Source organism: Methanosphaera cuniculi (assembly GCF_003149675.1).
In the GTDB taxonomy this organism is placed as follows: domain Archaea; phylum Methanobacteriota; class Methanobacteria; order Methanobacteriales; family Methanobacteriaceae; genus Methanosphaera; species Methanosphaera cuniculi.
Window position 1 is genome coordinate 1 of the sequence record NZ_LWMS01000048.1, and the last position, 23,658, is coordinate 23,658.

The 23,658-nt window shown below is 28.2% G+C and carries 23 protein-coding genes; 10 read left to right on the forward strand and 13 right to left on the reverse strand.

Annotated elements, in window-relative coordinates; all coding sequences use genetic code 11:
* Window positions 1-96: 96 nt before the first annotated feature.
* From purC to MSCUN_RS07940, 8 genes are all read left to right on the forward strand, one after another.
* The gene (purC, locus tag MSCUN_RS07905; RefSeq protein ID WP_095609188.1) at window positions 97-840 is read left to right on the forward strand and encodes a phosphoribosylaminoimidazolesuccinocarboxamide synthase; all 744 of its coding nucleotides are present in this window, start codon (window positions 97-99) and stop codon (window positions 838-840) included.
* Window positions 841-876: 36 nt separating this feature from the next.
* Window positions 877-1,125 carry a phosphoribosylformylglycinamidine synthase subunit PurS gene (purS, locus tag MSCUN_RS07910; protein ID WP_095609187.1) on the forward strand — a complete coding sequence of 83 codons (249 nt, stop codon included), beginning with the start codon at window positions 877-879 and terminating at the stop codon, window positions 1,123-1,125.
* A 3-nt stretch (window positions 1,126-1,128) separates the two neighbouring features.
* Window positions 1,129-1,791, forward strand: a complete 663-nt coding sequence (gene purQ, locus MSCUN_RS07915; RefSeq protein WP_095609186.1) for a phosphoribosylformylglycinamidine synthase subunit PurQ — start codon at window positions 1,129-1,131, stop codon at window positions 1,789-1,791.
* Window positions 1,792-2,036: 245 nt separating this feature from the next.
* Window positions 2,037-2,762 carry a uroporphyrinogen-III C-methyltransferase gene (cobA, locus tag MSCUN_RS07920; RefSeq protein ID WP_095609185.1) on the forward strand — a complete coding sequence of 242 codons (726 nt, stop codon included), beginning with the start codon at window positions 2,037-2,039 and terminating at the stop codon, window positions 2,760-2,762.
* Complete coding sequence (locus MSCUN_RS07925; RefSeq protein ID WP_095609184.1) at window positions 2,762-3,535, forward strand: uroporphyrinogen-III synthase; 774 nt, start codon at window positions 2,762-2,764, stop codon at window positions 3,533-3,535. Before cobA ends, MSCUN_RS07925 begins: the two co-directional genes overlap by 1 nt.
* A 38-nt stretch (window positions 3,536-3,573) precedes the next feature.
* Window positions 3,574-3,858, forward strand: coding sequence for a signal recognition particle subunit SRP19/SEC65 family protein (locus MSCUN_RS07930; protein ID WP_095609183.1), 285 nt, complete (start codon window positions 3,574-3,576; stop codon window positions 3,856-3,858).
* Between the two features lie 186 nt (window positions 3,859-4,044).
* Window positions 4,045-5,469 (forward strand): single-stranded-DNA-specific exonuclease RecJ, encoded by a 1,425-nt coding sequence (recJ, locus tag MSCUN_RS07935; RefSeq protein ID WP_095609182.1) that lies wholly within the window; start codon window positions 4,045-4,047, stop codon window positions 5,467-5,469.
* Window positions 5,470-5,690: 221 nt separating this feature from the next.
* The gene (locus tag MSCUN_RS07940; RefSeq protein WP_095609181.1) at window positions 5,691-6,482 is read left to right on the forward strand and encodes a DUF7839 domain-containing protein; all 792 of its coding nucleotides are present in this window, start codon (window positions 5,691-5,693) and stop codon (window positions 6,480-6,482) included.
* Between the two features lie 189 nt (window positions 6,483-6,671).
* Here MSCUN_RS07940 and MSCUN_RS07945 read toward each other — a convergent pair whose 3' ends face one another.
* Window positions 6,672-7,559: a pantoate kinase gene (locus MSCUN_RS07945; RefSeq protein WP_095609180.1), complete on the reverse strand. Its 888-nt coding sequence runs from the start codon at window positions 7,557-7,559 to the stop codon at window positions 6,672-6,674.
* A 74-nt stretch (window positions 7,560-7,633) separates the two neighbouring features.
* On the opposite strand from MSCUN_RS07945, the gene MSCUN_RS07950 reads away from it, so the two are divergent.
* On the forward strand, window positions 7,634-8,296 hold the full coding sequence (locus MSCUN_RS07950) for a histidinol phosphate phosphatase domain-containing protein (protein WP_095609179.1): 663 nt from the start codon (window positions 7,634-7,636) through the stop codon (window positions 8,294-8,296).
* Window positions 8,297-8,393: 97 nt separating this feature from the next.
* On the opposite strand, the gene MSCUN_RS07955 is transcribed toward MSCUN_RS07950, so the two are convergent.
* The 12 genes from MSCUN_RS07955 to MSCUN_RS08010 form a co-directional block, all read right to left on the reverse strand.
* Entirely contained in the window at window positions 8,394-9,047 is a 654-nt protein-coding gene (locus MSCUN_RS07955; RefSeq protein WP_095609178.1) for a 2,5-diamino-6-(ribosylamino)-4(3H)-pyrimidinone 5'-phosphate reductase, read from the reverse strand.
* Window positions 9,048-9,053: 6 nt separating this feature from the next.
* Window positions 9,054-9,440, reverse strand: a complete 387-nt coding sequence (locus MSCUN_RS07960) for a hypothetical protein (RefSeq protein WP_095609177.1) — start codon at window positions 9,438-9,440, stop codon at window positions 9,054-9,056.
* Window positions 9,441-9,501: 61 nt separating this feature from the next.
* Complete coding sequence (locus MSCUN_RS07965; RefSeq protein ID WP_095609176.1) at window positions 9,502-10,263, reverse strand: TatD family hydrolase; 762 nt, start codon at window positions 10,261-10,263, stop codon at window positions 9,502-9,504.
* Between the two features lie 48 nt (window positions 10,264-10,311).
* Window positions 10,312-11,079 carry a polyprenyl diphosphate synthase gene (gene uppS / locus MSCUN_RS07970; RefSeq protein ID WP_095609175.1) on the reverse strand — a complete coding sequence of 256 codons (768 nt, stop codon included), beginning with the start codon at window positions 11,077-11,079 and terminating at the stop codon, window positions 10,312-10,314.
* Window positions 11,080-11,155: 76 nt separating this feature from the next.
* Complete coding sequence (gene mtxX / locus MSCUN_RS07975) at window positions 11,156-11,854, reverse strand: methanogenesis marker protein Mmp4/MtxX (protein WP_095609174.1); 699 nt, start codon at window positions 11,852-11,854, stop codon at window positions 11,156-11,158.
* 161 nt (window positions 11,855-12,015) lie between these two features.
* Window positions 12,016-13,290, reverse strand: a complete 1,275-nt coding sequence (hemL, locus tag MSCUN_RS07980) for a glutamate-1-semialdehyde 2,1-aminomutase (protein WP_095609173.1) — start codon at window positions 13,288-13,290, stop codon at window positions 12,016-12,018.
* Window positions 13,291-13,331: 41 nt separating this feature from the next.
* Window positions 13,332-13,961 carry a cobalt-precorrin-8 methylmutase gene (locus MSCUN_RS07985; protein ID WP_095609172.1) on the reverse strand — a complete coding sequence of 210 codons (630 nt, stop codon included), beginning with the start codon at window positions 13,959-13,961 and terminating at the stop codon, window positions 13,332-13,334.
* A gap of 209 nt (window positions 13,962-14,170) precedes the next feature.
* Complete coding sequence (locus MSCUN_RS07990) at window positions 14,171-14,581, reverse strand: hypothetical protein (protein ID WP_095609171.1); 411 nt, start codon at window positions 14,579-14,581, stop codon at window positions 14,171-14,173.
* A gap of 13 nt (window positions 14,582-14,594) precedes the next feature.
* Entirely contained in the window at window positions 14,595-14,786 is a 192-nt protein-coding gene (locus tag MSCUN_RS07995; protein ID WP_095609170.1) for a hypothetical protein, read from the reverse strand.
* A 29-nt stretch (window positions 14,787-14,815) separates the two neighbouring features.
* Complete coding sequence (locus MSCUN_RS08000; protein WP_095609169.1) at window positions 14,816-16,375, reverse strand: restriction endonuclease; 1,560 nt, start codon at window positions 16,373-16,375, stop codon at window positions 14,816-14,818.
* Entirely contained in the window at window positions 16,372-19,509 is a 3,138-nt protein-coding gene (locus MSCUN_RS08005) for a restriction endonuclease (RefSeq protein WP_095609168.1), read from the reverse strand. The genes MSCUN_RS08000 and MSCUN_RS08005 overlap by 4 nt, the downstream gene beginning before the upstream one ends.
* Window positions 19,510-19,553: 44 nt before the next feature.
* A complete protein-coding gene (locus MSCUN_RS08010) occupies window positions 19,554-20,840 on the reverse strand; it encodes a restriction endonuclease (RefSeq protein ID WP_095609167.1) in 1,287 nt (428 codons plus the stop codon).
* Window positions 20,841-21,107: 267 nt separating this feature from the next.
* Between MSCUN_RS08010 and MSCUN_RS08015 the strand changes: the two genes are divergently transcribed.
* On the forward strand, window positions 21,108-23,612 hold the full coding sequence (locus tag MSCUN_RS08015) for a DUF5814 domain-containing protein (RefSeq protein WP_095609166.1): 2,505 nt from the start codon (window positions 21,108-21,110) through the stop codon (window positions 23,610-23,612).
* The last annotated feature ends 46 nt before the right edge of the window (window positions 23,613-23,658 follow it).

Sequence of the window (23,658 nt, forward strand, 5' to 3'; positions counted from 1 at the left end):
AACATATATTATAATATTAATAAAAATAATAAAATTTTAGGTTTAAAAGATGAATAATTTTTATTCACCTAATAGAACTAATTTGTGGTATTTAATATGACTGATGTAAAAAAAGAGTTACTTTATACAGGAAAAGCTAAAAACGTTTATAAAACAGAAAATGATGATGAAGTTCTAATAGAATTCAGAGATGATATTACAGCTTTAGATGGTGGAAAAAAGGATACTTTAAATAAGAAAGGTGCATATAATGCTCTTATTTCATCTAAATTCTTTAAAATACTTGAAGATGAGGGTATATTAACTCAATTTATAAAATTAATTAATGAAAATGAAATGATTGCAAAATCTCTTGATATGATACCTTTAGAAGTTATTTGTCGTAATATTGCAACAGGTAGCTTACTACGTAAATATCCATTCCACAAAAATCAACACTTACAACCACCAGTATTACAGTTTGATTATAAAAATGATGTTTATCATGATCCAATGCTAAATGATAGTATTATTATAGCATTAGAAATAGCAACTGAAGAACAACTACAACAAATACGCCAGATAACACTAAAAATAAATAAAGTATTATCAGAATTCCTATATGAACGTGGATTAATTCTTGTTGACTTTAAAGTAGAATTTGGATTTGATAAAGATGGAAACATTGTACTTGGAGATGAAATAAGTCCAGATACAACAAGACTATGGGATTCAGAAACACATAAAAACTTTGATAAAGATATCTTCCGTAAAGGAGAAGAAGGAGTAGTAGATGCATACGAAGTAGTTGTAAATCTAGTACTTAATGATGAAGAAAAACAAAAATGGAACATAGATTAAAAAAAAACATATATGAATAAAAGGAATGTGTAGAATATGAGTTATTTAGTTGAAGTAAAAACAAGCTTAAAAAAAGGAATGTTAAATCCTGAAGCATCTACAATACAAAAAGCATTAGCACTACTAAATTATGAAGTAGATGATACAAAAACAAGTAACATAATCACATTTAAAATGGATGCAGATGACATAAAAACAGCAGAAGCAGAAGTTGATGAAATGTGTCAAAAACTATTATGTAACCCAGTAATTCATGATTATGAAATAACTATTAGTGAGGAATAAATATTGACAGATAAAGATGTAAATGTTGGTATAATAAGATTTCCAGGAACAAACTGTGATCGTGACATAGAATATGCAGTAAACCTGGCAGGAGCAAAATCTGAATATATTAACTGGAATCAAAAAGATTTATCTGATGTAGATGTTGTAATAATTCCTGGTGGATTTTCATATGGTGACTATCTACGAGCAGGTGCAATAGCAGGAAACACACCAATTATTGATGCAATAAAAGAATTTGCAAAAGGTGGTAATCCTGTACTTGGAATATGTAATGGTGCACAAATTCTTGGTGAAATTGACCTTGTTCCTGGTGTATTTATTGAAAATGAAAATGCAAAATTCATATGTGAAAGTATGAAACTAAAAGTAAATACAACAAGAACACCATTTACAAAACTATATAAAAAAGATCAAATAATAGAACTTCCAATAGCACACAAAGAAGGACGTTACTACACAGAAGATGTAGAACAACTCTATGATGATGATCAAATAGTATTAAGTTTTGCTGAAGAAAATCCTAATGGTTCACTTGAAAACATAACAGGTGTATGTAACAAAGAAGCAAATGTAGTAGCTGTAATGCCACACCCTGAACGTGCAGTAGAACCACTACTTAGATCAACAGATGGTCTTAAATTCTTTGAAGGATTTCTAGATTAAAAATTATATACTACATGACCACCAACCCCTTTTTTTTAAACATTTTTTTTTAATTATAACTTATTTTCAATAAAAAAAAAAATCTATTTTCTATAAAAAAAACTAAAAATAACGTAAGAAACTATAATATATTAATTCATACTAAAATGATATTAGTTAATTCTAACAAAACTAATTAATAGATTATTACATTAAATAGTAAAATTTTTTAACAAAACAACCAAAAAAAATATAGGTGAAATATAATGACCGTATACATGTTAGGAGCAGGACCAGGAGATCCTGATTTAATAACCCTTAAAGCAATTAAAATACTCGAAAAAGCAGATGTTGTACTTTATGATAGTCTTGCAAATGACTCACTTCTTGAATATGCACCAACAACAGCAAGACTTATATATGTAGGAAAAAGAGCAGGAGAACACTACAGAAAACAACCAGAAATAAATCAACTACTAATTGATGAAGGTAAAAAATGTGAAACTGTAGTACGACTTAAAGGTGGAGATCCATTCATATTTGGACGTGGAGGCGAAGAAGAACTAGCATTACTACGTGAAGGAATAGATGTGGAAGTTGTACCAGGAATAAACTCAGCACTAGGATCAGCTGCAATGATAGGATTACCACTAACACATCGTGCAATAGCAACCAGCTTAACACTTGTAACAGGACATGAAGACCCTGAAAAATCAGAAAAACAAGTAAATTGGGATTACACAGCAGATACACTTGTAATATTCATGGGAGTAGGATTACTTAAAAAGTATGTGCCAAAACTACTTGAATATCGTGATGCTGACACACCAGTATGTGTAATAGAAAATGGAACACTTCCAGATCAAAAAGTAATCACAGGAACACTTGGAGATATTACAGAAAAGAAAATCAGACCACCAGCACTTGTAATAATTGGTGAAGTTGTAGATATTTACCTGGAAGCTGAAAAACTAAGGAGTAAACTTGAATAATGACAGACTTTAACAATAAGAAAGTTGTAATTACAAGACCAATACAACGATCTGAAGTACTTGCAGATCTCATTAAACAAAACAATGGAATACCAGTAATAATTCCAACATTAGAACTTAAAGTTGTAGAATCTGATGAACTACGCTATATTACAGAAAATATTGATGAATTTGACTGGATTATATTCACATCACCATCAGGTGTTGAATCATTCTTTAATCTTTATGGAGAACATGAAATTCCATCAAAAATAGCAGTAATCGGCGTTAAAACTGAAGAAGAGCTAAAAAAACATGCAAATAATGCAACTATGATACCTGAGAAATTCACAGCAGAAGGTCTTCTTGAAGTATTTGCAGAATATGACATGAAAGATAAAAAAGTTGCACTTCCACGCACACTAAGTGCACGTAAAATACTACCTGAAACACTAGAGAAATTTGGTGCTAAAGTATATGTTGCAGAAGCTTATAAATCAGCAATACCAGATGATACAACAGATATACTATCACTTGCAGATGATATAATAAATTCAAATATTGATATTATAACATTTACAAGTCCACTTACATTTACAAATCTACTAGATGTTATTAGAAATTCAGATGAAGATAAATATAACCAACTTCTTGATGCATTACGTGAAAATGTAGTAGTAGCATCAATAGGACCAATTACAGGAGCAAAAATCAGAGAACATAATATAACTCCAATTGAACCTAGCAGATATACAGTTATAGATATGATAAATTCAATTCTAAGTAGCATTTAAACTAAAAATTAATATTAATAAAAGAAGGATGATAGTAAATGGAAACAATTATTTGGCCAATATACATAGATTCATCAGTTTCAAGAAAACAAGGACGTAAAATATCACAACAAGAAGGTGTAGAAGAACCTAAAACTCGTGAAATAACACAAGCTTTAAGAAAGCTTAAATTAAACTACACAGTAGATCATAGTAAATCATACCCATCATCATGGTGGAAAAAATCAGGACGTGTAGTTGTAAATCAAGATCAAAAAACTAAACTTGAACTACTACGTGCTATTGCAAAGAATGTTAAATACATAAGACGAGAATCAAAATAATAAGGGAAAATAAATAAATTAAATTATATGACCACCACATAAAAAAAAAATAACCCCTTATTTTTTTTTAAAACACAATTTTTCTTATTTATAATAATCAACATATTTTTAGCATATTATTTTAAAATAATAAATAAGATTCTTATTTTTTAAATTATACTTATTATGGAGCTTTTAAAATTGACTATGGCAGATACAACTTATGAAGTTACACAACAAAGAGATCAGATGGATGATCTATTTAATAATGCAAAAGAAAAAATATTAGACTCAGAGGATGTTACAATTTACACTCATACAGATTGTGATGGAGTAACAGCAGGATCAATTCTCTCAACAATACTTGATAGACTAGAAATACAACATGATGTAAACTTTGTTGAAATAAATGAACTTGAAGATCAAAGATGTGAATCTGATCTTGCAATAATATCAGATCTTGGAGCAGGACAAGATGTTTCAAAAATAGTAGGACCTGACCAGAAAATGGTAATACTAGATCATCATCCTCCAATACGTAAAGTAGGTGAAGATCTAAACTTTGATTATGTTGAAATAAATCCAAATCATTACAATCTTGATGGATCATACACAATATCAGGTGGAGGATTATCATATCTTCTTGCAAAAAGCTTTGGATTTTATGATTTAAGCTGGATGGGAATACTAAGTGCAATAGGTGATATGCAAAATAGTATGACAGGAAAACTAAGAGGATTAAATCGTGAAATACTAGCTGATGCAAATGAAGTGGGAGTTGTAAATTATCAGGAAGACTTAATGCTTTATGGACGTCATACAAGACCTTTATTTGTTGCATTATCATACTTTGGTGATATTCATTTACCTTTAACAAATAATCGTAATGAATGTATATACTTTCTTGAAAATCTAAATATTCCTGTAAAAGATCAACTTGGAAATGTACGTTATCTTTATGATTTATCACAAGCTGAGAAAGGAAAGCTTTTTAATGCTCTTCTTAAGATGATGGTACGTGAAGTTCCAAATAAATACATAGAACATGTACCAAAACTTATCATGGGAGAAAGCTATGAATTTACATTTGAAGATCCATACACATCATTTAAGGATGCATCAGAATATAGTACTGTTGTAAATGCATGTGCACGTAATAAAAAATATAATCTTGCAATGGAAGTTATAAAATCACAGGATCGATCACATATTCAAGATGAACTTGAAAGCTTAGTAAAAGGTCATAAACAATACTTAGCTCAAAGTTTAAGTAATTTATCTAGTAATGGTGATGTTGAAATTCTTGATAATCTTCAATACTTTAATGCTGATGGAATACGTGCAAATGTAGTAGGAACAATTGCTGGAATGCTTCTTAGTAACTATGACTGGCAAAAGCCAATAATTGGATATACTCATGTTGACTCTGATGAACCTATGTATAAGGTGTCTCTTCGTTGTTCTAAACTTCTTAGTTATGATGGAATTCATTTTGGTCATATTGTATCTGATATAGCAGCTAAATGTGGAGGTTCTGGTGGTGGACATAGTGTTGCATGTGGAGCATATATTCCAGAGGATAATATGGATCAATTTATAAATTTACTTAATAATTCAATAAACCTAGTTTAGTAATATTTTAAAGTATTAGGTTTTAGTTTTTACATTACATGATAATATTAATTTACAAAAAAATACCAATTGACTTGAAAAAAGTTTCCTATTTTTGTAAATATTTAAATAAAATTATACTTATAATTAATAAGTAAGAAATGAAATTTATTGAATTAAAAAAATTTTTTAACATTTAATGGTTTTATGAAATTAAATAAATAGATAGAGGTATAAATACTATGAGAATCTTTAAAAATAAAGGGGAATTTACAAAATTCCAAATTCTAGCAAAAATTGCACAGCAAGAGCCTCACCTTAAACAAAAAGATATTGCTGATGAATTAGGTATAACAGTTCAAGCAGTTTCAGAAAATATTAAAGCACTTGTAAAAGAGGGCTATGTTGAAACTGGAAGTTCTAATTTCAGATATAAAATTACCAAGTATGGTATTGATAAAGTTAAAACTGAAGCAATTAATCTTAAATCATACTCTGATATGGTTCTTACAACAATGAATGGTTATAAATCAATATGGCCTGCTATTGCAGCTGAAGATTTACACCAAGGAGAACAAGTATGGCTAAATATGGAAGATGGAATATTATATGCAGATTTAGAAGATAAATCTAATGCTTATGCTGAAGTATTTAGTGATGTATGTGAAGGAGAAGATGTAACACTAATTAATCTTGGTGGAGAAATAGATATTGTTCCTAAAGATGTTGTTATAGTAAAAATACCTCCAATAGCTGAAGGTGGATCACGTGCATGTGATATGGATAAAATAGAAGAAATTTATGCACAAGAGTTTGATAGAATTGGTGTACTTGGTACAAGTGCTCGTGCTATTACAAATCATTTAAATGTATATCCAGACTTTGAGTTTGCAACAGCAGAAGCTACAGCTAGTGCTGCTGAGAAAGGTTTAAGAGTATTAGTATTTGCTGTGGGAAAAATGACTAATCGTGTAACATCAAGACTTGAAGAAAAAGGTATTATTTATTGTATTGAAGATGTTAAAAAAGTTTAAAGAAGAAAAAAAATAATTTCTTTTAAATTCAGATAAAGAGTTTTGTATAATGAATATAATAATTGGAGAAGATAAATAGAGTATTCTCCAAATAATTTTTTTTTTGTAACCACCATCTATTTTTTAAATTACATACTCTCTTTTTTTTAACTCATTTTTTTATTTAAAAAATAAAAGTATTTTTTTTATTTATTTTTGAGTGATATATTTAACACCACTCATATTAAGGCGTGTTATTATACAGTCTTCTATTGATATATCAGGTGTATATGATAGTGCAAATGCTGTATTTCCAAGCATTGCCATTGATGCACCTAGTGTTTCATCACGCATTATGTCTATAATTTCATTTAGTTCTGGATTTATTAGTTCTGTGTTTTTTGCAAATTTATATGATAAGTTAATAAAATTTTCAATATTAGGATTCCTTATTAAAGCATCAAGTAAACTACTACCACTACTATTAATTTTCATCTGATATGAAGGATCATCAATAATTCCACTAGTCTCTAAAGATCCTAGAGTTTTACAAATAACGTATATAGGTTGAGGAGTTATAATTTTATCAATTATGCCAAAACGAGGAGAACCCTCACGAAGACGAACTACACAACCACCCTCCATAGCAGCTATAACATCACCAAGTCCAGATGATAAACGAATCTCAGCAAGATGAGCAATTTCACCAGCCATATGATATGAAACATCAATACCTAAAAGAGTAGGAAGTGTAAAACTAACACCTAATGCAAAACCTGCACTAGTACCAAAACCAGAACCAACAGGAAAAGTATGTGAATGTTCAATAAAAATATCATAACATGACAAATCAACATTAAATAAATCACAAATCACATCAATTGTAGTTTGACTAACAGTATTAAGCTCATTTTTATGACCATTAACTAAAATTTCAACACGACCACTACCTGGTGTAACCTTAGTATGAGTAACTACACCCTCATCAAGTGTGATACCAGCACCACGAGATCCCTTAAATCTAGGATCATCATTTGTAATAATTTCAAAAAAACCCGTAATATGAGCAGGTAGAAATACTTTAAGTTCATTAATCATATAATTAATTATATAATTTCTTATTCATAAACCTAAATAATAATAAAATAATAAAAAAGGAGAGATAAAAGTAAATGTCTGAAAATAAAAGAATAGACTTACACACCCACAGCCTATTTAGTGATGGAGAATTACTACCATCAGAACTAGTACGAAGAGCAGATATACTAGGACATAAAGCAATAGCAATAACAGACCATGTAGATGCATCAAACATAGAAGTAGCAGGAAAAATAGCACAAGCAGCAAATGACATACGAGATTACTGGGATATAGAAGTAATACCAGGTGTTGAAATAACCCACACACCAATAGAAGTAATAGACAAACTAGCAAACAAAGCACGAAGTCTAGGAGCTGAAATAGTAGTAGTACACGGCGAAACACCTGTTGAACCTGTAAAACCAGGAACTAACATGATGGCAGCACAATCACCATCAGTTGACATAATAGGACACCCAGGACTAATCACAGAAGAAGAAGTACAAATTGCAGTAGATAATGATGTGGCACTAGAAATTAGTTACCGTGGAGGACACTGTCTTGGAAACGGACATGTAGCAGAATTAGGACTAAAATATGGAGCTGACCTAGTAGTTGATACAGATACACATGCACCAGGTGATCTGATAGATTATAAAATGTCAGAAGTAGTAGCACTAGGTGCAGGAATACCAGAATCAGAACTTGAAAATGTACTTAAGAAAAACCCTGAAAAAATACTTAAAAAACATTAAACAAAAATAATAATTGAAGAGAAGATTATGTAATATTTAAAAAAAAGAGGGGTTTTTTAAAATAATCTTCCTTCTTTTTAAAAAAAAAATTAAAAAACTAATTTTCATAAATTATCCTATATTCAACTAAGATATCATCATCTATTTTTTCAATATTTTCAATTTTAAGATTAATACATTCACTTGGATTAAATCCTTCACCATCAACAAGAGTTTTAGAATCAAATCCTCCAAGAATCTTAGAACCTACACATACTGATAATTTATCAACCAGTTTATCTTTAAGCATTGAAAAATTAAGAGTTGATCCACCCTCAAGAAGAATACTTAAAATACCCATATCATAAAGCTTACTCATAGCTAAAGGTAAATCTATTTGATCTTCACCTGCAACTATTACATTACACATATTTTTAAGTTTATCTACACGATCTTCTGGTGCTTTTTTTGATACTACAATAACACTATCAGCATCATCATTTAAAACACGTGCATTTAGTGGTGTTCGTGCTTTACTATCAATAATTATACGTGTAGGATTATCCTCTTTTTTTGCATCAATTTTATGTATTGTAAGTTTAGGATCATCAATTAATACAGTATTAATTCCCACCATAATACCATCATACTTACATCGAAGTTTATGTACACGTATCAGATCATCTTTTGATGATATTTGAAGTGATGAATTACTAGTTGCTATTTTTCCATCTGCTGTCATTGCAGAGTTAAGATGTATGTAGGGTTTCAAGTTTAATCACTCATAGTTTACTTTTAATTGTTTAAGTGTGTTAACTATGTTTTCTGCATTACGCACAGCATTTATTAGAACTTCCTTAAATCCTTCCTTAATTAGTTGATCATTTTGAATAATCCACATGATAAGATCAGGATTTTCTGTTATTGTAAGTTCACAAAGTGGTATTTCTGTAGGATTTTCATTTGTATATACTGCAATGTGTTTTTCATCATCTTTCATTATTGCCTTAATTGTTATTAGAAGTTCATCATTTTGTACACTAAAGTAGTCTCCTACTTCTGCTATGTCAATTGCTGATTTTTCGATTTTTTTGAGATCTTGTTGTATTTTTGCTTCGTATTTGTGTCTTTTTTCTATGTACATTTTAATCATGTCATCTGCCATAATGCTTCACCTTCTATATTTTTTTTTAAAATTTTTATGTAACATTGTACTTTTATTATATTTATAAGTTAAATACTTCTTTTGCATTTTTTTCTGTTTGTTTTTCTATTTCATCAAAACTAACATCTTTTTTAGTTCTTTCAATTCTTTCAATTGTCATCTTGATATTTAATGGCCGGTTATTTTCACCTTTTTGTGGTGAAAGATATGGACTATCAGTTTCTGTTAACATATTTTCTAGTGGTACAGCTTTTATGTTCTTTTTATGCTTTTTTGAATAAAGTGCATTAGTTGCAAATGATATGTAATATCCACAATCTACAGCATCAAGTGCTGTTTGTTTTGATCCACTAAAGCAGTGGAAAACAACATCAGGAATATTTGGATATTCTTTAATAATTTCAAGTGCATGAGCTTCTGCATTACGAACATGTAATACTACTGGCATATCGTATTCTTCTGCCATTTTAAGTAGTTGATGGAAGATGTCATGCTGTCTTTTAAGTTCATCTTCTGGTCTTTCTTTTGAAAAGTCAAGTCCTATTTCACCTATAGCTTGAATGTTATCTATATTCTCTGTTATCTGTTTTAGTGTTTTTTCCTGAATTTCTTTAACATTAGTTCCTGCATATTCAGGGTGATATCCCATTGTTGTTTTTATAATTTCAGGATATTGTTGGCTTAACTCATATGATCGTATGTTACTATCATAGCTTGCCCCTGAGTCTATGATGTATGAGAATTTATCTTTTGAATTTTCAATTATAGTATCTCGTTGTTCATTAAATTCTGGAAAGTTTAGATGACAGTGTACATCTATCATTACTTATTCACCTCATATTTTTTGTAAATTATTAAAATGTCCTCTTTTTTATTTTCCAAATCTTCGATCACGTTGTGTGTATGATCTTATTGCACGAAGGAAATCTACTTTTCTAAGTTCTGGCCATAAGCTATCTGTGAAGTATAACTCTGAATATGATGATTGCCAAAGTAAAAATCCACTTAGACGTTCTTCTCCACTTGTACGTATTACAAGGTTTGGATCTTCAAGTCCTGCAGTATATAAGTTATCATTTATCATTTCTTCATTTATTTCACTTGGCTCTATTTTACCACTTTTTATATCTTCTGCAATCTTTTTTAGTGCATCTACTATTTCAACCCTTCCATCATATCCTAGTGCAATATTTATTTGGTGGCTATCATAATCTTTTGTTTTATCTTCTGCATATTTTATTGCATCACGTACTTCTTGTGGAAATAGTTCTAGTTTTCCCACAGCTTTGATTCGTACTTTATTTTTATGTATTTTCTTATTTGTTGCAATATCTGTGAATGATTCAACAAATAGATTCATAAGTCCTTCAACTTCTTGTGGTGGTCTGTTAAAGTTTTCTGTTGAAAATGCATATACTGTTACAATTTCAATTCCAAGATCTATACACCATTCAAGTACATTTTCAAGTGTACTTACTCCTTTTTTATGTCCTTCAATAACATTCATATTTCCTTGAAGCTTTGAGTATCTGCGATTTCCATCCATGATTATTGCTACATGTTTTGGCATCTTATCTTTATCTAAGTTTCTTGAAATATACCATTCATATATGGAATATATGGGTTGTAATAGTGTCATTTTCTTTTGATTCCCTTTTTTTTGTTAATTGTTCTTGTTGTTTATTTTTATTTTTTAAAATTAAAATATGTTTATTTTATTTTTCTTCACCTATTAGATGTGAAAGTAGTTTAATTGCATTAACATATCCTTCAGTTGTCTGGGAGCGTGATGTGTCAATAAAGAGGTTTGGCTGTTTAAGTGTTAATGCTCCATAGCTTCGAACTTCAGATACTAATACTAGGCTTCTGAATATTATGTTTCCTATTATTCCATCTGGTGCTACTATTATGTTTGCTTGATCTTTTATTGCTTCTTCAATTAGGATGTAATAGTGTTTTATGTTGTATTGATCTTTAAGTTCAGATGTTAGTTGTTCACATTCATCTATTGTTTGATCAATCTTTGCACTTCGTCCTTTATCTTGTTTTCGTCCACCTGATATTAGAGCTATTTTAGGTTCAAGTCCTAGATTTTCTATCATCTTTGATGATTCTTCAATTATTACTCTTTTTGCACGTATTGTATCACATTCATCTATTCCAACTGGTGTTAAAAGAAAGATATGTCCATCTTTTTCAAGTATTGATGCTCGGAAGATGTGTGGATGTTTCTTTTTTAGATCCATTATGATGTTTGATTCAAGTGATCCTCGTATTACTCCATCTATTGTTGGATCTTCGATGTATTTTAGTAGTTCTTCATTTGTTTTTGCAATTTTTATATCATCAAATGGAAACATTTCCACAGCTTCTAATACATTTTTATTTTCGCCAAGTCCTATTGCAATTTTCATAGTTTTACAAAATCCTTTTACATTTATTTATATATTAATCCACTTTTTTTTCATGATTTAGAGAGGAAAAATTTTCTTTATTAAAATAAAACAATTATTTATAAAATGTGGTGTGGAATTTAAAAAAAATAATTTATGGGGGAGGTGAGTATATTTTTTTTCTATTTTTTAACTACTTTTTTTAGTGCAATTTCTATAGCATTTAGTGTTTTATCAATATCTTCTTTTGTATGTTGTATTGATAAGAATGCACATTCATATTGTGATGGTGCAATAAATACTCCATTATCAAGAAGTACATGGAAATATTTAAGGAAACCTTCAGTATCTGATGTTTGTGCTGTTTTATAATCATATACATCAACATCTGTAAAGTATATTTGTGTCATTGATTCAACACCATTTATCTGGTAGTTAATATCAAGTTTTTCTAGAATATCACTCATTCCACTACGTAAGTATTTTCCACTATCATGTAGTGTTTTATATGCTTTCATATCAAGTATCTTGAATGCTGAGAGTCCACCTGTTATTGACATTGGATTTCCACTAAATGTACCAGCCTGATATATTCCTCCACTTGGTGCAAATTGTTCCATAAGTTCACGACGTCCACATATAGCACCAATTGGGAATCCTCCACCAATAATTTTACCAAATGTAGCAAGATCAGGTGTAATACCATAGTATTCCTGAGCTCCTCCACGACTAAGTCTAAAACCTGTAATTACTTCATCAAAAATTAGAATAATATCATTTTCTTCTGTAATCTCACGTAAAAACTGTAAGAATCCATCTTTTGGAGGTACACATCCAATATTTCCCATGATAGGTTCAACAATAATACATGCAATCTCACCTTTATTATCATTTATCATACGTGTTAGTGCATCTTCATCATTAAATGGTACAAGAAGAGTATTACGTGTACTTTCTTCTGGTATTCCTGGTGAATCTGGTTTTCCTATTGCACCTGATCCTGACTTAACTAGTACTGCATCATGTGCTCCATGATATGCTCCTTCAAATTTGATTATTTTCTTACGATTTGTTACTCCACGTGCAAGTCTTATTGCACTCATTGTAGCTTCAGTTCCTGAGTTTGTAAATCTTACCATTTCAGCACATGGTACACGTTCTACTACTTCTTGTGCAAGTTCAAGTTCTTTTTGTGATGGTACACCATAATCTGTACCAAGTTTTAGTTGATTGGTTGCATCTTTTATGATTTGTTCATTTGCATGTCCAAATACAACAGGACCATATCCAAGACAATAGTCTATGTATTCATTTTCATCTACATCATATATTTTAGATCCTTTTGCTTTTTTAGCAAAAAATGGGTATGGCTTATATGCACGTACAGGTGAATTTACACCTCCTGGTAAGTAGTTCACTGATTCTTCATATAATTGTTTTGATCTTTCACGATTCATAATATATCACATATTCAACCTTTTTTTTATTTTTCCTAATTTTATTTTCTTATGTTAAGTAATGAATTAACCACAGCTACAGCAATAGGTGTTCCACCTTTAGGTCCTTCTGTTATAACATATGGAATATCAGTTTGACTAAGTGCAGCTTTAGAATCAGCAGCACCAACAAATCCTACAGGTACACCTACAACAGCACGTGCATCCATTTGACCTTCCTCAACAAGATTCATAACTTCAAAAAGAGCTGTTGGAGCATTACCAATAGCAACAATTCCTTTAAATCCATCTTCTGCTGCAACACGCATAGCAGCTGCAGAACGGGTAATTTCCTCTTTTTTTGCAAGTTTAACAGCACGTTCATCACGAATATAACACATTACATTACCATCATAACGTGTAATACCAGATTTTACCATGTTAATATCTGTTAAAATATCTTCATTATTATCAAAACATGTAAGGGCAGTATTTACAAAAGATGGTGAAATTTTAACAAGTTTTGCATATTCAGGATCTGCTGTAGAATGAACAACACGTTCTACAATATCTCGTTCTTCATAACTTAAATTCTTAGTATCTTCATCAATTAATGATTTAATAATTTCTCTACTTTTATTTGCAATATCATAGCCGGGTTTTGTAGAAGCTCCCATATTATATGAGTTCATATAAATTCACATCCTATATTTTTTTTGGAATATAATTTTTTTTTTAATAAAATAAATTAATTATGTATAAATTTACTTTTTTTTCATTTATTTGAATAATTATATATAACATATTATTTTCTTAATAATATATTATTTTAAGCATAAAAAAAGAGAATAAAACAATAATATAATTAAAGTTTACTTAAAAAAAAGGTGGAGGTTAGGAATTATTTTTTACTATCTCCAATTTTATGATCAATTTCTGCACTTTCAAATATCATAAAATCTTCATCAATTCCTAGTTTTTCAAATCTATTTTTAATATCTGGATGATCTTCTAGAAATTCTTCAGCTTTTTCTTTATCATGATCTACAATAGTTCCTGTCTTATTTACTTCATCATTAAGTTCTTTAATTTTTTGATAACTTTCAGAATATGGAGCTTTTCCATGATAATAATTTTCTAGAACTTCATACTCTTTATATAAAGTTTTCCAATGAGTTTTTTCATCTTCCATTCTAGTAATTTCTAAGTTAACATACTCTTTTAATGTTTCATTATGCAGTGATTTATTAAGATCTTTAAGTGTATTAATAGAATTATTCATAGTTTTTATACTTTGATTACAATCATACATTAAAAAAGTATTATTATTCGGAATTATTTTGAATAAATTCAGCTGCTCCTTTATCTGAATTATTTTCAGCATTACTTACATTCTTAATAGTTTCATAAAAGTTATTTTGTTCCATCTGATTTGATAGTGTAGTAGCTGTAAAATATATTACAGGAATAAGTATGAGGATTAATATTATAATTAGAATTTTGAATTTTTTATTCATATATTATCACATCATAGGGGTATTTTTTTTTAATCTTTAAAGTAGTCTTCATCTATCATCTTTATTTCATATTCTTGTATTTTGATTCCTACTTTGTATTTTATCATTAGTTTTATTAGGGTTTTTCCATCTATTAGTCTGATGTTTGCTGTTTTTGCTGTTTCTATTGCTCCTTTTGTAAAGCTTGATGTTGTTATGTATATTCCTGTATCTGCTAATTTGTCATTTAATGCTCCTACGAATTTTTGCATTTCTGGTCTTGATATGTTGTTTTTCCATCTTTTGGATTGGAAGTAGACTGGTTTTATGCTTAGTGGATCTAGGTATATTAGTCCATCTACTCCTCCGTCATTTGATTTTGCTGTTAGTTCTCCTTTAAATGATTTGACTTTGTAGAATTCCATTTTATTTAGCAAGTCTAATGATAGTTTTTCAAAGAAGTATGGGTTGCATGTTTTAACTTTTTCTAAAAGTTTTGCAGGTAGTGATTGGTTGTTTTGTTTGTATGTTTTGTTAAATATTGTTAGTGGATTTTCAGGTTTGGTTTGTGTTTTGAAGTGGGGTTTTTTTGGTGTTGTATCCTGGTTTAGTTGTATGAATCCATTTTCTGTTATTTCATAGTTATCATCTTTATTTTTGATTATGAGTTGTTTTTGTAGCATTTGTTTTAGTATTTTATGTACTTGGTTTTTAAATAGTTCAAATACGGATTTATCATAGTTATCTGGCATTATTATATTTAGTATGTTTTGTGTTATTGTGTTAATGTCTGATGAGTAGTTGTTACTTAGAATTTTAAATATCATTTCACAATACATGTTAAATGTAGCTACATTTGGAATATCTTCATTGATTGTATTGTTGTTATCTTCTATTTTAACTGGTTTTTTTACAGTTTTAATGTCTTGTGTTTGTTTTATTTTTGGTTTTTTACTACTTTGGTGTTCTTTTTTTGATTTTATTATTTTATACAGATTTTTTTCTTTTTTAATTAATCCATCGTTTTGTAGTTTTTCAAATGCATGATATAAACGATTGATGATAGCTGAATTTTTACTTCCATTAATAATTCCAATAAGAACTCCTAGTTGATCTTCTGTAAAATTATACTTCTCATCTACCATAGTTTTTATTATCTGAATTCTTGTTTTACTGCTTGGATGATGATAAAGATAATCTAGAATATCTTTATAGAAGAATTGTTGATTTGGTATTTCATATGCTTTTTTAATTTGTGTGTTGATTTGTTTTGTATATTTTATATCAATATCTCTTATTTTAGAGTTATATGATGGGTCATCTTCATTAATTTGATTTTTTTCATCTTTAATAGAATTTAAAATATCTATAGCCCATGGTGTAATTTGAAATTCATCATTTTCAAGTTCAACAAATCCAGATTTTTGTAGGTATTTAAGAGTTTTTTGAACTTGCATAAGAAGATCTTCATTGGAATATTTTTCAAATAACTTATTTTCTTTAAGTATTATGAAAAGATCATCAGATGTCCAGTTTACAAGTTCAAGTTCACCTAGAACAGGTATTATAAGTTCAATATAGGTTAATGTATTATCAAAGTCAGGTTTCATCCTTCATTCTCCTTTTTGAAGTATTCTTCATCTATCATATCAATGTTATATTCTTGTGTTTTTATTCCTACTTTGTATTCTATCATTAATTCTACAAGTTTTTCTCCATCAATAAGTTTAATATTTGCTGTTTTTGCACTATCACATGCTCCTTTTGTAAAGTTTGATGTTGTTATAAATATTCCTGTATCTGCTGATTTATCATATAATGCTCCTACAAATTTTTGCATTTCAGGTCTTGATATTGAACCTTTCCATCTTTTAGATTGGAAGTATACAGGCTTTATACTTAATGGGTCAAGATAGATTACTCCATCTACTCCTCCATCATTTGACTTAGAGGTTACTTCTCCATGTATTGTTTTAACTTTATAGAAGTCCATTTTTTTAAGAAGATCTAATGATAGTTTTTCAAAAAAGTATGGATCACAATTTTGAACTTTTTTAAGAAGTTTTTTAGGAAGTGTTTTATTTATTTTATTATATGATCTATTAAACACATCTAGTGGATCTGATTTTACTTGTTTTGGTATGTTTATTGGTTCTTCAGGTCTTACTGTTAATTTTTTATCTAATGTTTCTTCAGGATTTTCATCTTTAACTTCTTCTGTTTTTAAATTTTTAATATTACTACTATTAATTAAATTGAGTCCTTTTTGTGTAATTTTATAGTATCCTGTTTTTGGTGCATGTGTTATAAGTTCATCTTGTAGCATATGATAGGTTGTTTTTTCAACTTCTTTTCTAAATAAGTTGATAGTTTCTTGACTTTCATTACCTGGTATCATAAGATTAATTATATTATTTGTAATTATACTTTTTTTATATGGTAATTTGTTACTTAAGATACGTAGAATTAGGTTTAAGTAGATATTAAATGAGTTAAGTTCATTATTTTCAGATAAACTAGGAAGTTTTATATTTTCATCCTTATTTACTATTTTTCTCACATGTTTACCTAGATCTGGTCTTTCTATATTTTCTAATCCTTTTTGTGTTATGTGGAATTTTTTATCACTAGTTTCTTCTATATATTCTGCAACTTTTAAATTTCCAATAGAATGATATGCTCGTGATATTATAGTACTATATTTTTCTCCACCACAAGTACCTAGTAATACTTGCATTTGTTTATCAGTAAAGTTATATTTTTGATTGATAAATTCCTCTGTTAGTTGTTCTCTACCTTTAATAGATTCAGGATTATCACGTATATATTCAAGAATATCTTTATAGAAGAATGGTTGTTTTGGAATATTAAATTCTTCTTTAATTTTATCATTCACACGACTTATATTTCGTTTATTAGCTTTTATTACTTCTTTTTGTTTATCTGTATCATTAAGATTTTTTTTATCAATTTGTATAAGTTCATCTTGAAATGTATCTAGGAAATCTATTGCATCTTCTGTAAGTTGAAGTTGATTATCAATAACTTCAATGTATCCTATTTTTTGAAGATAAAATAATGTATTTTCAACTTCAACTGGAATACTATTTACAGGATAATCTTTAAATGCAGTATCATTTTCTATAAACTTATTAAGTTCATCTGATGTTTTTGAAGAATTCTTAAGTTCTCTTAAAACAGGTATTATAAGTTCAATATAGGTTAATTCATCTTTTTTTCTTTTTAATGTGTTTTTATTTTTCTTTCTATAATTGTCCCAGTATTCTTTAAGATCTGAATTTATCATATCAATGAGATTTTCATCATTAAGATATTCTAGTCCTTTTTGTGTTATGTGGAATTTATGATCATTTGTCTCTTCAACTAGTCCTGTATTTTTAAGGTCAATATGTGCTATAGTTGCTCTTGAATTAACCATGATCTCTTTTATTCCTATTGTTAAAATACCTAGTTGTTCATCTGAGTAATTTTGTGATTTAATAAAATCAACTACTACATTTTTATTTTTTGTAGGAGTATTATATGGATTATTTTTTATAAAACTAAGAAGATCATAATAAAGCATGTTAGTTGATGGAATATCATACTTTTTAACTAGTTCTCGATTTATTTTATTTGTATACCTTTTCTGAGTTTTTATGATTTGTTTATTAAGTTCATCTGGTGTAAGATCTTTTTGTCTGATTTTCTGTATTTTTTTGTTAAGTTCATTTTGATACTCAATACCTTTTTGTGTTATTTTTATTTCATTATTAATAGTAGGAGCTGTATAGTTAAGTTGTGTTATGTAAAATATTGTTTTTCTAATCTTTTTTAAAATTAAATCATCATCATATTTTTTAAATTTATCAATACTTCTAGTTTTTTCAAAAAGAAGATTCTCACCTATTGTATTTTCATTAATAATATTAATTACAGGTATTATAAGATCAAGGTAGGTTATTTCATCTTTAAATATGGTTTTAAATTCATTATTTTTTTTATCATCTATGGTTTGTGTTTTATCAGATTTTGAATTTTTAGATTTTTCATATTCTTCATATTCTTTTTCTACAATATCAGCTAAATTAGGATTATCTATATTTTCAAGTCCTTTATTTGTTATAAAGTATTCTTTTCCTTTCTTAGTTATGTAATTTGTATGGAATAGATAATAAACTGCGAAATCTACTCGTGAATATACAACAATTCCTTTTTTTGCTGTTATAATACTTAATATTTCAGGTGGATAATTACTTAAAATGATGTCTTTTTGCATATTTTTTCTATTTAAGTGATGATTTGGATTTTCTTTAAGATATTCTAATGTAAGTTTATAGAAATCTTGTCTTGTAGGAACATTATAATACTGATTTATTTTTTGAATAATTTTATTTAGTTGTGCATTTTCATTTTTTATGAGTCTTTTTTGTTTTTCTTCATAACGTATGTCTTTTTTCATGATTTTATTTTCTTCATGATAAAGATTTTCAATAAAATTAGAACCTGTAGTTGTTATCTGGTATTGATCATCATTATTTTGGTTAATATATTCCGTTTTTTGAAGATAATCTAATGTATTTTCTAGTTCATCTGTAATTGTTTGTTTATTATATGAACGATATTTATCATTTTTAAGTATTTCTATAAGTTCGTTTTCTGTTTTTGTTTCATTACCTAGAAGTTTTAATGTTGGTAAGAGAAGATCAACATATTTTAACTCATCATTAAATTCAGTTTTCATTTTTTTCTAATCTCCTTTCCTCTAAAATATTTATTTCAGATTTATTATTCAAAATATTCTTCATCAACAACTTCTATTGTTTTTGTTCCTATTTTAAATTCAATCATAAAATTAACAAGTTCTTTTCCATTAATTAATTCAATATTTGCAGATTTTGCTAATTCTTTTGCACCAGTTGAAAAATCAGATGTTGTTATGAAAATACCTGTATTTGCTGATTTTTCATATAAAGCTCCTATAAATTTATGAATTTCAGGTTTTTGAACATTGTTATTCCATCTTTTTGCCTGAAAATATATAGGATTTGTATTAAGACGTCCTAGATATATTATTCCATCAATTCCATTATCATGAGTTTTAGGAGTAAGTTCTCCATGATTGGGAGTAATTCCACTATAATCCATTTTCATTAGTAAATCATATACAATCTTTTCAAAAAATCTTGGATTACATGATTTCACTTTAGATGATAATTTTTCTGAAAGTGATTGACTGCTTTTATTATCTTCTTCCTCTTTAGAATTTAAAAAATTATTTTCCGGTTGATTTATTAATTTTTTATCTTCCTTTTCTATTTTAGTTGAGATGACTGATTTTTTATCTTTATTCTTATCATTAGACTTATTTTTATTTTTATATTCTTTCTCTACAATGTTAATGAGGTCAGGATTATCAATATATTCTAAACCTTTTTGTGTTACATAATATTCTCCATTTTTATCATTTGAAATAAATTTTATATTTTTAAGATAAGCAACAGCAAAGTTTAGTCTAACATATAATGAAATTGTTTTTCCTCTAGTTAAAACACCCATTTCTTCATCAGAATAATTTAATTTTGATAAAATATCTAAATTCATATTTTTTCTATTAAAAGCATGATTTGGATTTTCGTTAAGATAATCTAATATAACTTTATAAAAAAATTGTCTTGAAGGAATATTGTAATAATTATCAATTTTTTTAATTATTTTATTTCTGTAGGTGTTTTCTTTTTTTATAATTGCTTCTTCTATTTCATGTTGAGGTTTATTTCTTTTCAGAATTTTGTTTTTTTCATGATCAAGATCATTCATAAAGATTAATCCATCTTTAGTAATTTGAAATTGATTATTGTTATTATAGCTTACATAATTTGTTTTAGAAATATAAAAAAGAGCATCTGTAGTTTCTTGAACAATACTATTTGGATTATATTTTCTAAATCTCTCATTTTCCTGAAAAATGTTTATTATTTCATTTTCTGTTTTATTTTTATTATCAGAAAGAATTTCTAATGTAGGTAATAGAAGATCAGTATATTTCAGTTCATTTTCAAATTCAACTTTCATTATTTTTAAAACCTCATTATTATTTTTAATCAGTCATTTTTTTTTCTATATATTATTTTTTCATTTTTCTAAGATTATAATTTATGTTTTATAAAATATCTTAGTTTTAGATAAAGTATTATATATTGTAAAAGATAAAAGTTAGAAATTATAAAATTTAATTTATAGAATATAAATAGAATAATAAAACAATTTAATTATAATAAATTTTTTAGAAAAGAGAACATAATTTTTAAGGAAAATTTATTTTTTTTATATAATGATAATATGATAATTTTAAGACGTAATAAGAAGGTAATTGAGGTTTATCCTATTGGATCTCCTAAAGGTGCTTTAAATCATAGACGTGAACCATTGTTTTTTGGCTATTTTAAGTTAGTTGATGTTGATGGTAAGATTAGACCACAACGTTTTATTATACGCCAGGATAATGTTGAAACTTTTAAATCTCCTAAGGAACTTATTAAGATTTTACGTAAACAGAAGATTTTATTAGCAACTAAAGATGAGGAACTTGAAGAGATGTTAAATTCTCTTAATATTGCATATCAGTATGCTAATATTTGTCGTCATTGTACATTTGATGGATATATTACACTCCTTAGGAAGGATGATTCATATAAGTTATATGATGAGTATATCTGTAAAAATTGTGCAGAAAAAGAAATTAAGCGTGTGATGGATTTACGTGGTTATAGTAGTGTGTCTTATCCTCGTTTTAAGAAGCTTCTTGATGAAACTCATAATCTTGAAAAAGTTCTTAGTATGTTTGATCCTAAGTTTAATCCAATTAAGCATGATAAACTTACAATATATGATAAGATACGGGTAAAAAAGAAGAATTATCCAAAAATATCTGTTAAACAACTTAAACTTCCAAATAAATTTAAAAATATATTAAGCAAACGTGTAAAACACTTGCTTCCTGTACAGATACTATCTCTTAATGCAGGATTACTAAGTGGTGAAAATCAGCTTGTTGTATCAGCAACTGCTTCTGGTAAAACATTAGTTGGAGAACTTGCTGGAATTCCTAAAGCAATGAGAAAACAGAAATTCATTTATATCACACCACTAGTTGCACTTGCAAACCAGAAATATCGTGATTTTAAGGCACAGTATTCAAAGCTTGGACTTAAAGTTGCAATAAAGGTAGGGTCAAATCGTGTGAAAGCTAAAGGTGAATTAACTCTTAAAAATAAGTCAGTAAAAGATGCTGATATTATTGTTGCAACATATGAAGGACTTGACTTTATGCTAAGAGCAGGTCATTCAAATCAACTTAAAAATCTTGGATGTGTTGTAATTGATGAAATTCACATGCTTGATGCAGAAGAAAGAGGTCCAAGACTTAATGGACTTGTTCAACGTCTTATTTCAATGTTTCCAAAAGCACAGCTTATAGGTCTTTCAGCTACTATTAAAAATCCAAAACAAATAGCTAGTGATTTTAATATGAATCTAGTTGAATATAAAGAAAGACCAGTACCACTAGAACGTCATCTTATATTTGCAAAATCTGAGTATGAAAAACGTAACTTACTTGCAGAACTTGCTAAAAAAGAATATGATAGAAAATCATCTAAAGGGTTTAGAGGACAAACTATTATATTTACAAATTCCCGTCGTAAAACACACCAGATAGCACAAAGTGTAGAAAAAAAGGGAATAACTACAGCAGCATATCATGCAGGTTTATCATATGCAAAGAAAGTAAAAATAGAAAAAGACTTTGCAGCTCAGAAGATATCAACAGTTGTAACAACAGCAGCACTAGCAGCTGGTGTGGATTTCCCAGCATCACAGGTATTATTTGAAACACTACGTATGGGTAATGATTGGCTTACAAATAATGAATTTTCACAGATGATAGGACGTGCAGGACGACCAACATATCATGATATAGGACGAGTATACCTGATACCAGAACTTAACAAGGAATTTGATGGGGTATCTGAAGAACGTATTGCAATTGATTTGCTTGATAGTGATGTTGATAATATTAATGTTGAATATACAGAAGATGATCTTTATGAACAAGTACTTGCTGATATTTCAGCTATGCAGAATATAAGTGTTGATGATCTTAAAAAACGTTATACTAACATTGAAGCTCCAATACTATTTGATGAAGTGATGGATAAATTAGTAGATGTTAAATTAATACAACATTCAAAAAATGATAAACAACTTTATCATCCCACACGTTATGGTAGAGCAGTTTCAATGTCATTTCTTAAGATATATAAGGCTGAATATATTAGAACTCATCTTAAGCAACATCCACTTATTACAGTTGAAAATATTGAACCTTTTGAAAGTGCATATCTAGCTAACAGGATAATTAATAGACTTTCAAGTATTCTTAAAACTAATGTAAGTTCAAGGCTTTTTGCTGATTCAACTCGTGATATTATTACAACAGGTGAGGTTATTGCAAAACTTGACCCACAATATGCTGATAAACTCATCACATTACAGATGGATTTCTTATCTTGTAGTTGTAAAGAAAAACCTTTCTGTAACTGTTTTGAGGTAAATATATCTGATAAGATAATACATCAACGTCTTAATGGGTGGAGTCCTGATCGTATAAGTAAGTATTTTATGACAAACTATGATATTCACATCTATCCTGGTGATATTTTCACATGGCTTGATCAAGTAATTCGTACACTTGATGCAATATCACGTATTGCTTTAGCATTTAATAATAAGAAAACTAGTAATTTTACAAAAAGTTTAATTAAAAAAATAGAACGAGGAAAATAAATAAAAAAAAAGTAGAGTAATAAAAAAAATGGGCTAATTAACTTTA